General features: G+C 76.0%; 1 protein-coding gene and 1 pseudogene (1 of these 2 cut by a window edge). Both read right to left on the bottom strand.

Annotation, left to right across the window (positions count from 1 at the left end; all coding sequences use genetic code 11):
• Positions 1-4: 4 nt before the first annotated feature.
• Positions 5-5,323, bottom strand: a pseudogene (locus ACICHK_RS38970) (SDR family NAD(P)-dependent oxidoreductase); the annotation flags it as partial.
• A gap of 66 nt (positions 5,324-5,389) precedes the next feature.
• Positions 5,390-14,501 carry the final stretch of a type I polyketide synthase gene (locus ACICHK_RS38965; RefSeq protein ID WP_406840678.1) on the bottom strand. The gene runs 18,599 nt beyond the window's last position, so 9,112 of the gene's 27,711 nt are visible here — the last part of the coding sequence; the start codon falls outside the window, past its right edge — the gene reads right to left on this strand; its stop codon occupies positions 5,390-5,392.

Genomic DNA, 14,501 nt, shown 5'->3' with positions numbered 1-14,501 from the left:
GAGTTCAGCGGTCGTTGATCCGGCCGAGCTCGTGGTCGATGAAGGCGAGGATCTCGTCGGCGCTGGCCGAGGAGATCTGTTCCGTGACGTCCTCGCCGTCGGGCGTCGGGTCGGCGCCGGCCCACTGCGCCGCGAGGCCGCGCAGCCGGGCCGTGATGCCGGCGCGTGTGATCGGGTCGGGATCGGCGCCCGCCAGCGCGGACTCCAGCCGGTCCAGCTCCGCCAGCGGGTTCGGGGCCTGGGCCCTGGCGGTGGCCGCGCCGCCGAGCCGGGACAGCAGGTGGTCCGCGAGCGCGGCGGGGGTCGGGTAGTCGAACACCAGGGTCGCGGACATCCGCAGCCCGGTGGCCGTCGCGAGCCGGTTGCGCAGCTCCACGGCGGTCAGCGAGTCCATGCCGAGGTCGCGGAACTCGCGGTCGTCGGCGACACCGTCCGTGGAGTCGTGCGCCAGCGCCGCCGCCACCTCGGCGCGCACCAGGTCCAGGACGAACCGCGTGCGCGCCTGCTCGTCCAGGCCCGCGAGGCGCGCCGTGACCGGTGCCGCCGGAGCCGCGTCGGCCGACGGGCGACGACGAGGCGTGCGCACGAGGCCGCGCAGCAACGGATGGGGGGTGCCCGCGCGGGCGCCGAGGCGCACCGCCAGCGGCACCAGCACCGGTTCGTCGGTGGCGACGGCCGCGTCGAAGAGCGCCAGGCCCTGCGGCACCGTGAGCGGCGCGGAGCCGGAGTCCGCCATGCGCTTGAGATCGGTCTCGGCCAGCGCCCCGGTCATGCCGGCGTCCTGCGTCCAGGGGCCCCACGCCAGCGACAGCGCGGTTTGGCCGTCCGCACGGCGCTCGCGGGCGAGCGCGTCGAGTGCGGCGTTCGCGGCGGAGTAGTTGCCCTGGCCGGGGCTGCCGAACGTGCCCGCGACGGAGGAGAACAGCACGAACGCGTCCAGGTCGTCCGTCAGTTCGTGCAGGTGCCGTGCGGCGTCCGCCTTGGGCCGTAGCACGCCGTCGAGCCGCTCCGGGGTGAGCGTGGTGACGACGCCGTCGTCCAGCAGACCCGCGGCATGCACCACGGCGGTGATCGTGCGCCCCTCGAGCACGGCGGCCAGGGCGTCGCGGTCCGCGACGTCGCAGGCGACGATGTCGACGTGCGCGCCGTGACCGGTGAGCTCGGCCGCCAGCTCGCTCGCGCCGGGCGCCCGGAGGCCGCGCCTGCTGAGGAGCAGCAGCTCGCGCACGCCGTGCTCCGCGACCAGGTGCCGGGCCAGCTGCGCGCCGAGGCCGCCGGTGCCGCCGGTGACGAGCACCGTGCCGTCGGGGCGCCACTCGGCGGGCCGCTCGGCGCCCGCGAACCGGGCCAGCCGGCCGACCTTCACGGTGCCGTCCTCGATGAGGGCCTGGGTCTCCCCCGCCGCCGTCAGTTCCGGTGCCACCGCGAGCAGCGGCCACTCGTCGGCGGCGGCGTCGAGCAGCAGGAAGCGTCCCGGGTGCTCGGCCTGCGCGGTCCGCACCAGACCCGCCGCGGCGGCGGCCGGAACGTCCGCGCCGGACACGGCGCCGTCGGTGACGAACACCAGCGGCACGTCCTCGGCGCGCCGGTCGGCGAGCCACTCCTGGACCAGGCCGAGCGCCCGTGTCGTGGCATCGAGCACGCCGGCGCCCGTGACCGGCGCGAAGACCACGTCCGGTCCGGCGGCGAGCGCGGCGTCGACGGTGTCGTACCGCACCGCTCCGGCGAGTCCGCCCGGGTCCGCGCCGAGCACCACGAAAGCCCCGGTCACCGGCCGGACGGCGAACGGTGTCCAGTCGACGCGGAACAGCCAGTCGGGGCGTCGCGCGGTGTCCTCCCGCGACGGCGCGCGCAGCACCAGCCTGCCCACGGTCACCACCGGCCGGCCCGCGCCGTCCACCGCCTCGATGCCGACGGCCCCCTGGCCGCCGCGGGTGAGCCGAACGCGCAGTGTGGTCGCGCCCGTGCGGTGCAGGGCCACGTCCTCCCACGAGAACGGCAGTACGCCACGGCCGCCGTCCGGGGACTCGACCCAGCCGACGGCGTGCAGCACGGCGTCCAGCAGCGCCGGGTGCAGGCCCGTCCGGTCCGCACCACGGGCCGTGGCGGGCAGCGCCACCTCCGCGAACGCCTCGCCGTCCCGCCGCCACACCGCGCGCAGGCCCTGGAAGGCCGGCCCGTAGTCACCGCCGTCGTAGAAGCCGGCCAGGTCGACCTGATCGGTGCCGGGCGGCGGCCACGCCGACGCGAAGTCGGTGCCGGCCTCGGGGCTTCCGGTCCCGAGCGTGCCCGCGGCGTGCTGGAGCCATGCGCCGGCGTGCTCGGCGTCGCGGGAGTAGACGCCCACGGACCGGCGGCCGTCCTCGTCGGCCGCGCCCACCCGCACCTGGACGGCGACGGCGCCGTGCCGGGACAGCTCCAACGGCACCGACAGCGTCAGCTCCTCGACGAGATCCGCGCCGACCTCGTCGGCGGCGCGCAGCGCCAGCTCCGCGAAGCCCGTGCCGGGGAACAGGATCCGGCCCATGATGACGTGGTCCGCCAGCCACGGCTGGGTGGCCGGCGAGAGCCGGCCGGTGAGCACCACGCCGCCGTCGTCGGCCAGTTCCACGGACGAACCGAGCAGCGCGTGGCCGAGCGCCGACTGACCGACCGACGCGGCGTCGCCGCCCGTGCCGCCGTCCGGCCAGAACCGGGAGCGCTGGAACGCGTACGTGGGCAGCTCCACCGGACGTGTCCCGAGCGGCGCGAAGAACGCGTCCCACGCGACGTGCTCGCCGCGTGCGGACAGTCTCGCGAGCGCGCTCACCGCGGTGGTCTCCTCGTCGCGGCCCGCACGCAGCACGGGGACGGCGGTGACGGGGTCCGGCGCGGTGTCCTGCACCATCGCGCACAGCGTGGCGTCGGGGCCCAGTTCCAGGAAGGTCGTCGCCCCGGCGGCGAGCAGCGCGCGCACGGCGTCGGCGAACCGGACCGGTCGTCGCACGTGCGCCACCCAGTGGGCGGCGTCCCGGATCCGCGCCGCCTCCGCGAGGCCGCCGGTCACGGACGACACCAGCGGGATCCGCGCGTCACCGAACTCGATGTCCGCGACGGCGTCGGCGAAGTCGCTCAGCATCGGGTCCATGAGTGCCGAGTGGAAGGCGTGCGACACCGCGAGCCGCTTGTGCTTCCACCCGCGCTCGTCGGCAGCGCCGGCGACCCGCTCGACCGCGTCCTCGGCGCCGGCGACGATCACCGCCGTGGGGCCGTTGACCGCCGCCACCGACACCGCCGCGTCCAGCAGCGGCGCGACCTCCTCCTCGGCAGCCGCCACGGCGAGCATCGCGCCGCCCTCCGGCAGCGCGCCCATCAGCAGGGCGCGGGCGGCGACCAGCCGGCACGCGTCGGCGAGGCTCAGCACCCCGGACACGTGCGCGGCGGTGATCTCACCGAGCGAGTGGCCGGCGACGAGGTCGGCCCGCACGCCCCAGGACTCGACGAGCCGGTGGAGCGCCACCTCCACGACGAACAGGGCGGGCTGCGACCAGTCCGTGCTGTCCAGGCGGTCGGCGTCGGTGCCCCAGAGGACGTCACGGACCGAGCCGGGCAGATGCCGGTCCAGTTCGGCGGCGACCTCGTCGAAGGCCTCGGCGAACGCCGGGAACCGGGCGTGCAGTTCGCGGCCCATGCCGAGCCGCTGCGCGCCCTGGCCGGTGAACAGCACGGCCAGCTTCCCGGTCCGCGCGGCCGTGCCCGACACCACGCCCGGCGCGGGGTCGCCCGACGCCCACGCCGACAGCGCCGCCGCGAGGTCCGCGGTGTCACGGCCGACGGCGGCGACACGGTGTTCGTGGGCGGTACGGCCGGTGGCCAGCACGGCGGCCACGTCGGCGGCGCTCGTCGTCGCCCCGACGTTCGCGGCCAGCCGCGCGACCTGGTCCCGCAGCGCGGCCGGCGTCCGGCCGGACACGACCCACGGCACCACCGCGTCGCGCACCGGGCCCTGCTCGGCCGGCGCCGGCTCGGGCGCCTGCTCCAGGACGGTGTGCGCGTTGGTGCCGGAGATGCCGAACGACGACACGGCGGCTCGGCGGGGCCGTCCCGTCTCCGGCCAGGGAACTTCCTCGGTCAGCAGCTCGACCGAGCCCGCCGACCAGTCCACGTGCGACGACGGACGACGTGCGTGCAGGGTGGGCGGGAGCACGCCGTGCCGCATCGCCTGAACCATCTTGATCACGCCCGCGACGCCCGCCGCGGCCTGCGTGTGCCCGATGTTCGACTTCACGGAGCCCAGCAGCAGCGGGCGTTCCCGGTCACGGCCGTAGGTCGCCAGCAGTGCCTGCGCCTCGATCGGGTCGCCGAGCGCGGTGCCGGTGCCGTGCGCCTCCACGGCGTCGACGTCGTTCTCGGTGAGCCGGGCGTCGGCCAGTGCCGCGCGGATCACCCGCTGCTGCGAGGGCCCGCTCGGCGCGGTGAAGCCGTTGGACGCGCCGTCCTGGTTGACGGCCGAGCCGCGCACCACCGCGAGCACCGGGTGGTTGTTGCGGCGGGCGTCGGACAGCCGCTCCAGCAGGAGCATGCCGGCGCCCTCGGCCCAGCCGGTCCCGTCGGCCTCGTCGGCGAACGCCTTGCAGCGCCCGTCCGGGGCGAGGCCGCCCTGCTTGGAGAACTCCACCAGCGCGCCCGGCGTGCTCATCACGTTCACACCGCCGGCCAGCGCCAGCGTGCACTCACCGGCGCGCAGCGCCCGCGCCGCCCAGTGCAGTGCCACCAGCGACGACGAACACGCCGTGTCGACCGTGATCGCCGGTCCCTCGAGGCCCAGCGTGTAGGAGAGGCGGCCGGACATCGCGCCGGCCGCTATGCCGGTGCCCACCTCACCCGTGCTCTGCGCGGGAGAGCGCACCATCAGGTACGCGTAGTCCTGGCCGTTGGTGCCGACGAACACGCCGGTCCGGCTGCCGCGCAGCGACGCCGGGTCGACGCCGGCCCGTTCCAGCGCCTCCCACGAGGTCTCCAGCAGCAGCCGCTGCTGCGGGTCCATCGCCAGCGCCTCGCGCGGCGATATGCCGAAGAAGGCGGCGTCGAAGTCGGCGGCGTCCGGCAGGAACCCGCCGAGCAGTGTGGTGTCGCCGGCCGCCAGTTCCCCGATGTCCCAGCCGCGGTCGGCGGGGACCGGCGTGACGGCGTCGTCGCCGGCGGCGACGAGCCGCCACAGGTCCTCGGGCGACGTGACGCCGCCCGGGAACCGGCACGCCATACCGACGATCGCGATCGGCTCGGTGGCGGCGGCGACCAGCCGCTGGTTCTGCCTGCGCAGCCGCTCGGTCTCTCTCACGGCCGCCCGCAACGCCTCGACGACCTTGTCGGTGCTGTCCTTGGGTGTAGACACCGGATCTTCCCTCCCTCAGTCGACCGTCAGGTCGGACGAGCCGTCCAGCGCGGCTCGGACCAGGTCGTCCACGGTCATCTCGTCGACGTCCACCTGCTCGGCAGCGTCGTCCGGCTCACCGCCGTCCGCCGACCGGGCGCCGCGGCCGGCCAGTTGCAGCAGGGGTTCCAGCACGCCGATCTCGCGGAGCCGGGCGAGCGGCACGGAGGCGAGCAGTGAACGGACGGCCGTCTCGTCGCCGTCGGCCACGGCGCCGTCGGCCTCCTCGTCCAGCCCGAGTTCGTCGAGCAGGTACGCGGTCGTCGCCGAGGGCGTCGGCCGGTCGAACACCAACGTGGACGGCAGGGTCAGCCCGGTCGCCGCGGTGAGCCGGTTGCGCAACTCGACGCCGCTCAGCGAGTCGAAGCCCATGTCCCGGAACGCCCTGTCGGGTCCGAACAGCTCGGCGTCGGCGTGGCCGAGCACCGCGGACGCGCTGTCCTGCACCAGTCGCAGCACCTGCTCCCGGCGCCGCACCGGCGTCAGGCCGGCGAGCCGCGTCAGCAGCCGCGGCGCCTCCTCCTGCCGCCGCGCCGGCGTGTCGAGGTCCTCGCCGCCGGGCAGTTCCTGGAGCAGCGTCCGCAGGCGGGACCCCGTGGCCCCGCGCAGGAACGCCGCGGCGCTCACCCGGGCCACCACCGCGGCCGCCACCGGCTCCGCGACGAGTTGCCGCAGCGCCGTCACGGCCGGCGCCGGATCCATCGCGTCGACGCCGGTGCGCTGGGCGCCCTCCTCGGCACGTGCGGTGGCGGCCATGCCGCCGCCGTCCCAGGCACCCCAGGCGATCGACGTGGCCGGCAGGCCCTTCGACCGGCGCTGCTCGGCCAGCGCGTCCAGCACGGCGTTCGCGGCGGCGTAGTTGGCCTGGCCGGGGTTGCCCACCGCGCCCGACGCCGACGAGAACAGCACGAATCCGGTCAGGTCGAGATCACGCGTCAGCTCGTCGAGCAGCAGTGCCGAGGCCACCTTGGCGCGGAACACGCCCTGGAAGCGGTCCGGCGTCAGGGCGTCGACGACACCGTCGTCCAGCACGCCCGCCGTGTGCACGACCGCGGTCAGCGGGTGTTCGGCCGGGATGCCGTCCAGCAGCGCGGCCAGGCCGGCCCGGTCGGCCACGTCGCATGCCGCAACGGTGACCCGCGTGCCGAGGCCCTCCAGTTCGGCCCGCAGTTCGGCGACACCCGGCGCGGTCTCGCCGCGACGGCCGGCGAGCAGCAGGTGCGGCACGCCCTCCGCGGCGAGCGACCTGGCGACGTGCGCGGCCAGCGCTCCGGTGCCGCCGGTCACCAGGACCGTGCCGTCCGGTGTCCACAGGCGGTCCGGGTCGGCCGCCGGCGCCGGCACGAGCCGGCGGCCGAACACCGCGCCCGGCCGCACCGCGACCTGGTTCTCACCGTCCTCGCCGGACAGCGCGCCCGGCAGCCGGGTCGCCGTGGCCCCGTCCAGGAGGGACGGCAGGTCCACGAGTCCGCCCCAGCGGTCGGGGTGTTCGAGGGCCACGACGCGTCCGAGACCCCACACCGCCGCCTGCGCCGGGTGCGCCAACGGCTCGTCGGCGTCCACCGACACCGCGCCACGGGTCGCGCACCACAGCGGCGCGGTGATGCCGGCGTCGCCGAGTGCCTGCACGAGCGCGGTGGTCAGCAGCGCGCCGTTCGGTACGGCGCCGACGATCGTCTCGTCCAGCGCCAGCAGCGACAGGACGCCCGCGACCCGCGTGCCGTCCACGGCCTCACGCAGCCGTGCGGCCACCCGCTCGCGATCGGTGTCGCCGATCTCGACCCGGACCGTGTCCGGGCCGAGCGCGTCGACCACGGTGTCCGCCCAGGCGTCGTCGACCCGGTCGGCCGGCAGCACCGCGAGCCACGTGCCCGTGACGGCGGTACGGCGTCCGGCGACGGGGCGCCAGGCGATCCGGTGCCGCCAGCCGTCGACCGTGGACCGCTCGTCCCTCGCGCGCCGCCAGTCGAGCAGTTTCGGCATGACCTTCGCCAGTGCCTCGCCGTCGACGTCGAGCAGGGACTCCAGCGCTTCGAGGTCGGTGTCCCGGACGGCCGCCCAGAACCCGTCGTCGTCGCGCCGGCCGGCGGGCACCGCCGTGGCCGCCGTGGTCCGCGGCCAGAACCTCTCGTGCTGGAAGGGGTAGGTGGGCAGCCCGATCCTTCGGGCTCCGGCGTGCACGGCGGCCCAGTCCACGCGGACGCCTCGTGTGAACAGCGTGCCGAGTGCCGCGGCCAGTGCCGCGTCCTCGTCCCGGTCGCGGCGCAGCGAGGCCACCGCGACCGGTCCCGCGCCGTTCATCGCGATGGTGTCCTGGGCCATCGCGGTGAGCACACCGTCGGGGCCGATCTCCAGGAACGTCGTGACGCCGCGGTCCAGCAGGGTCCGCACGCCGTCGGCGAACCGGACCGCGTCGCGGACGTGCCGGACCCAGTACGCCGGGTCGGTGACGAGGTTCCCCGGCTCGACGACCACGCCGGTGAGCGTGGAGACCAGCCGGATCGTCGGAACGTGATAGGTCACCCGGTGGGCGAGGCGCTCGAAGTCGGCGAGCATCGCGTCCATGTGCGGGGAGTGGAACGCGTGGCTGACGTTGAGCCGCCTGGTCCTGCGTCCCCGGCGCGCGAAGTGCGCGGCGACCGCGTCGGCCGCGTCGGCGTCACCGGCGATCACCACCGCCTCGGGGCCGTTCACGGCCGCGATGGACACGGCGTCGGTGAGCAGCGGGATCACCTCGTCCTCGGACGCCTGCACGGAGACCATCGCGCCGCCGGTCGGCAGCGCCTGCATCAGCCGCCCGCGGGCGGCGACCAGCGCCGCCGCGTCGGCCAGCGAGAACACACCGGCCACATGGGCCGCGGCCAGCTCGCCGACGGAGTGCCCGGCCAGGAAGTCGGGCTCGACGCCCCACGACTCCACCAGCCGGTACAGGGCCACCTCCAGCGCGAACAGCGCGGTCTGGGTGAACTCCGTGCGGTCGAGCGCGCCGTCCGTGCCGTCCCACATCACCTGACGCAGCGGCCGTGCCAGATGCGGGTCCAGCTCCGCGACGACCGCGTCGAACGCCTCGGCGAACACCGGGTACAGCTCGTACAGGCGACGGCCCATGCCGACGCGCTGCGCGCCCTGCCCGGTGAACAGGAACGCCACCGCGCCGCTGCCGGCGCGATCCGTGAGCACGGCCGCCGACGGCGTGCCCTCGGCGAGGGCGGTGAGCCCGGCCCGCAGGGTGTCGGCGTCGGCCGCGAGCACGGCGGCGCGCCGGTCGAACGTGCTGCGGGTGGTGCCGAGGGAGAGCCCCAGGTCCGGCAGCGAGGTGACGTCCGTGTCGAGCAGACGGCGGGCCTGGTCGCGCAGCGCCGCACCGGTCACCGCGGAGAGCGGCATCGCCAGTACCCCGTGCGGTCGTTCGGGGACGGTCTCGGTCACGGCCGGCGGCGCCTGTTCCAGGATCAGGTGCGCGTTGGTGCCGCTGGCGCCGAAGGACGACACCGCCGCGCGGCGGGCCCGGTCGGTCTCCGGCCAGGCCGTCGCCTCGGTGACGAGCCGCACCGCGCCGGACGACCAGTCCACGTGCGAGGACGGCTCGCCGACGTGCAGGGTCCGCGGCAGCGTGCCGTGCCGCATGGCCAGCACCATCTTGATGACACCGGCGACACCGGACGCGGCCTGGGTGTGGCCGATGTTCGACTTCACGGAACCGAGCAGCAGCGGACGTTCCCGGTCGCGGCCGTACGTCGCCAGCAGCGCCTGCGCCTCGATGGGGTCACCCAGCCTGGTGCCGGTGCCGTGCGCCTCCACGGCGTCCACGTCGGACGGTGCCAGGCCGGCGGCGGCCAGCGCCCGGCGGATGACCCGTTGCTGCGCGGGGCCGCTCGGCGCGGTCAGGCCGTTGGACGCGCCGTCCTGGTTGATGGCGGAGCCGCGCAGGACCGCCAGCACCTCGTGGCCGTTGCGCCGCGCGTCGGACAGCCGCTCGAGAACGACCATGCCCACGCCCTCGGCCCAGCCGGTGCCGTCCGCCGCGTCGGAGAACGCCTTGCAGCGGCCGTCCGGCGACAGCGCGCCGAGGTCGGTGAACTCCACGAAGTTGACCGGCGTGGACATCACCGTCACACCGCCGGCCAGCGCCAGGTCCGTCTCGCCGGACCGCAGCGCCTGGGCCGCCAGGTGCATCGCGACCAGCGACGACGAGCACGCCGTGTCCACCGAGACGGTCGGCCCCTCGAGGCCGAAGGTGTAGGCGAGGCGGCCGGACAGCAGGCTCGCCGACTGCGCGGTCTGCCAGTCACGCCCCTCCGCGACGGGCCGGTAGTCGCCGCTGATGCCGCCGACGTACACGCCGGTGTCCGAGCCCCGCAGCCCGGCCGGGTCGACGCCGGCTCGCTCCAGCGCCTCCCACGCCGACTCCAGTACCAACCGCTGCTGCGGGTCCATGATGACCGCCTCGCGCGGCGAGACACCGAAGACCGCCGGGTCGAAGTCGGCCGCTCCGGCCAGGAATCCGCCGGCGCGCGCCACGGTGCGCGGCCGGCCCGCCGGTCCCGGCTCGAACAGCCCGGCCAGGTCCCAGCCGCGGTCCGTGGGCATGGGGCCGATGGCGTCGGTGCCCGCGGTGATCAGTTCCCACAGCTCTTCCGGCGACCCCGCCCCGCCCGGGTAGCGGCAGGCCATGCCGACGATGACCACCGGGTCGTCGTCGGCGGCCACGGCGCGCACCGGCGCGAGGTCCTCGGTCCGCTCGCCGAGCAGTTCGGCGCGCAGGTGGTCGGCCAGCACGGCCGGCGTCGGGTGGTCGAAGGCCAGGGTGGCCGGCAGCGACAGCCCGGTCAGTTCGGCGAGCTGGTCGCGCAGGTCCACCGCGGTCAGCGAGTCGATGCCGAGGTCCTTGAACGACAGGTCCGGATCGATCGCCGTGCCGCCCGCGTGGCCGAGCACCGCGGCCACCCGGTCGCGGACCAGGGTGCGCACCTCGGGGGCGCGATCCTGCTCGGGCAGGGTGAGCAGGCGGTCGCGCAGACCGTGCTCCGCCGGTTCCGCGACGGCGGCCTCCGGCAGCTCGGTGAACAGCCTGCTGGGCCGGGTCCGCGCGAAGGCGGGGGCGAAGGTCTCCCACGCCACGTCGGCGACCGTCACGTCGACGGCGCCGCCGAGCACGCCGTCCAGAGCGGCCAGCGCCCGGCCGGGCTCCATGGCCGGCAGGCCGTTGAGGTGCAGGTGCCGGGCCGTCCCGTCGCCCTCGCTGCCGGCCCAGGCGCCCCACGCCACCGCGACCCCGGCGAGGCCACGGGCCCGTCGCGCGGCGGCCACGGCCTCGCGCCGAGCGTCGGCGGCGGCCTGTCCGGCCCGGTCCCGGACGCCCCAGGTGCCGGCGACCGACCCGAACAGCACGAACGCGTCGAGCGGGGTGTCGTGCAGCAGTGCGGCCAGGTCGTCGGCTCCGGCGTCGCCGGTGACGAAGACCGACGAGACGGTGTGCCCGGCGAGCAGCGCGGCCAGCGCGTCCCGGTCCTCGGGGTCCACGTCGGACGCCGTGACCGGCACGCCCAGGCCGCCGGAGTCACCGGGGTCGCCGCCGAGCAGCAGCAGGCCCGGCACACCACGGTCGGCCAGCCAGCGCGCCGTGCGCGCGCCTTCGGGGGTGTCCGCGCCGGTGACGAGCACCGTGCCGGTGGCGGTCCATTCCGCCGCGAGGCCCTCGGCACGGACCAGCCGGCGGCCCAGCACGCCGTGATCGCGCACGGCGACGTTGTCCTCCGCTCCGCCGAGCGCCGACCTGACGTGCTCGACGGTGGTCGCCGTCACCGGACCGGACAGGTCGATCAGGCCGCCCCAGCGGTCGGCGTGGTCGAGGGCCGCGACCCGGCCGGCGCCCCACAGCGCGGCGCGAGCGGGCACCGGTCGCTCACCGTCGGCGACGGCGACGGCCCCGCGCGTCGCGAGCCAGACCGGGAGCCCGATTCCCTCGGACGCCGCCAGCAGCGCTTCGGGCCACGCCTCGTCGGGGACGTCCTCGCCGTCGGTGGCGGCGAGCAGGGACAGGATCCCGGCGAAACCGTCGGTGCCGGGGAGGTCCGCGCCCGGCACCACGGGCACCGCGTCCAGCGCCGCCACGACGGAGGCCGCGGTCCCGTCCGCCTGCCAGCCGTCCGGCACGAGCGCCAGCCACCGCCCGTCGCCGGGTTCCTGCCGGACGGGACGCCACGTGACGCGGTAGCGCAGGCCGGCCGTGGCCGCACGGTCGCGGCGGCGGCGACGCCACTGCGACAGCGCCGGCACCACCGCGGAGAGCTCGGTGCCCCGGAGCTCCAGGGCCGATGCCAGGGTGTCGAGGTCGGCGCGCTCGACCGCCGCCCAGAACTCCGCGTCCTCGGGATCGGTCGCGGTGAGGGGCGCCGCCGTCGGCCAGAACCGCTCGCGCTGGAACGCGTAGGTGGGCAGGTCGACGGTGCGTGCGCCGCTGCCCGCGAAGTACGCCGTCCAGTCGATCTCGACGCCCTGCGCGTACAGGCGCGCCAGCGCCGTGACGACAGCGCGTTCCTCGCCCCGGTCGCGGCGCAGCGCCGGCACGAGGGCGGCCTCGGTGCCACGCTCCCGCACGGTCTCGGCCGCCATCGCGGACAGCACGCCGTCCGGGCCGAGTTCGAGCAGGGTCGTCACGCCCGCGTCGAGCAGCGTCGCCACGCCGTCGCCGAACCGCACCGCCTCGCGGACGTGCCGGACCCAGTACTCAGGTGTGGCCAGCTCGTCGCCGGCGATCTTGCCGGACACGTTGGAGACCACCGGAATCCGCGCCGGGGCGAAGGACAGGCCTTCGGCCACGGAGCGGAACCCGGCCAGCATCGGCTCCATGAGCGGTGAGTGGAACGCGTGCGACACCCGCAGCTCGCGAGACCGCGTGAACCGCGCCGCCACCGTGGCGACCGCCTCGGCCTCACCGGCGACCACGACGGCCCGCGGGCCGTTGACGGCCGCGACCACCGCACCGTCGACGAGCTCGGCGCGGACCTCGTCCTCGCCGGCCTCGATCGCCGTCATGGCGCCGCCGGCCGGCAGCGCGGCCATCAGCCGTGCCCGTGCCGAGACCAGTGCCGCCGCGTCGGCCAGCGTCAGCACCCCGGCCACATGGGCCGCCGTGATCTCACCGACGGAGTGACCGGCGACGAAGCCGGGCTCGACGCCCCACGACTCCATCAGGCGGTACAGCGCCACCTCCACCGCGAACAGCGCCGGCTGCGTCCACCCGGTGCCGTTCAGGGCGTCGGCGTCCGAACCCCACATCACGGCACGGACATCGGCCTCCAGCTCCGCGACCACCGCGTCGAACGCCTCCCGGAACACCGGGAACCGTGCGTACAGCTCACGCCCCATGCCCAGCCGCTGCGAACCCTGGCCGGAGAACACGATGGCCAGTGCGCCGCCGCGTGCCGTGCCGGTGACCGTCTCCACGACGCCGTCGGGTGCGGACAGCAGCACCGCGCGGTGGGCGAGGTGGGCGCGGGTGCTGACCAGCGACCACGCCACGTCGACCCGCTCGTGGCCGGTGACGAGGGCCTCCAGCCGCCCGCGCTGCGCGTCCAGCGCCTCGCGGGTGCGCGCCGACACCGGCCACGGCAGGATCTCCGGGCTGACGGAGCGGGCGGCCGGCTCCGCCTCCGGGGCCTGCTCGACGACCACGTGCGCGTTGGTGCCGGAGATGCCGAACGCCGACACCCCGGCCCGGCGCGGACGGCCGGTCTCCGGCCACGCGATCGAGTCGGTGACCAGTTCGACCGCGCCGGCCGACCAGTCGACGTGTGAGGACGGCGTGTCCGCGTGCAGGGTCGGCGGCACGCTGCCGTGCCGCATCGCCATGACCGTCTTGATGACGGCGGCCGCACCCGCGGCGGCCTGGGTGTGGCCGATGTTCGACTTCACGGAGCCGAGCAGCAGCGGCGTCTCGCGGTCCCGGCCGTAGGTGGCCAGCAGCGCGTGCGCCTCGACCGGGTCGCCGAGCGGGGTGCCGGTGCCGTGCGCCTCGACCGCGTCCACGTCCCTCGTGGACAGACCGGCGTCGGCGAGCGCGGCGCGGATGACCCGCTGCTGCGACGGGCCGCTGGGCGCGGTCAGACCGTTGGACGCGCCGTCCTGGTTGATGGCGGTGCCGCGCACCAGGCCCAGCACGCGGTGGCCGTTGGCCCGCGCGTCGGACAGCCGCTCCAGCACCAGGACGCCGACGCCCTCGGCCCAGGCGGTGCCGTCCGCGTCGTCGGCGAACGACCGGCACCGGCCGGTCGGCGACAGGCCGCCCTGGGTGGTGAACTCCATGATCGAGTCCGGTGTGGACATCACGGACACGCCGCCCGCCAGCACGAGCGAGCATTCGCCGGAGCGCAGCGCGCGCGTGCCCCAGTGGATCGACACCAGCGACGAGGAGCACGCCGTGTCGACGGTCACGGCCGGGCCCTGCAGACCCAGCGTGTACGACAGCCGGCCGGACAGGACGCTCGCCGTGTTGCCGGTGGCGGCGTGGCCGCGCACGTCCTCGGTGGCGGTCCGCAGGACGGTCAGGTAGTCCTGCCCGTTGGTGCCGACGAACACCCCGGTCTGCGAGCCGCGCAGTGCGGTGGGGTCGATGCCGGCGCGCTCCACCGCCTCCCACGCCGTCTCCAGCAGCAGCCGCTGCTGCGGGTCCATCGCCAGGGCCTCGCGCGGCGAGATGCCGAAGAACGCCGCGTCGAAGTCGGCGACGCCGTCGAGGAAACCGCCCTCCATGGTGGCCGACGCGCCCGCGGCGAGGGCGGCCAGGTCCCAGCCGCGGTCCGTGGGAAACGCCCCGATGCCGTCCCGGCCGCCGGCGACGAGCTCCCACAGCTCCTCGGGCGAGTCGACACCGCCCGGGAAGCGGCAGGCCATGCCGACGATCGCGATCGGTTCGTCGTCCGCGGGGCGCGTCGGGACCACGGCCGCCGGCGCCTCCGCGTTCCCGAGGATCTCGGCGAGCAGGAAGTCCACCAGGTCCGCCGGCGTCGGGTGGTCGTAGACGAGTGAGGCGGGCAGTGCGGTGCCGGTCGCCGTGGCCAGTCCGTTGCGCAGCTCCAGCGTCGTC

Source organism: Streptomyces sp. AHU1 (genome assembly GCF_045343905.1).
Classification (GTDB): Bacteria; Actinomycetota; Actinomycetes; order Streptomycetales; family Streptomycetaceae; genus Streptomyces; species Streptomyces triticiradicis.
Note: the sequence above shows the minus strand (reverse complement) of the source record. Positions and strands in the feature narration are given on the sequence as shown.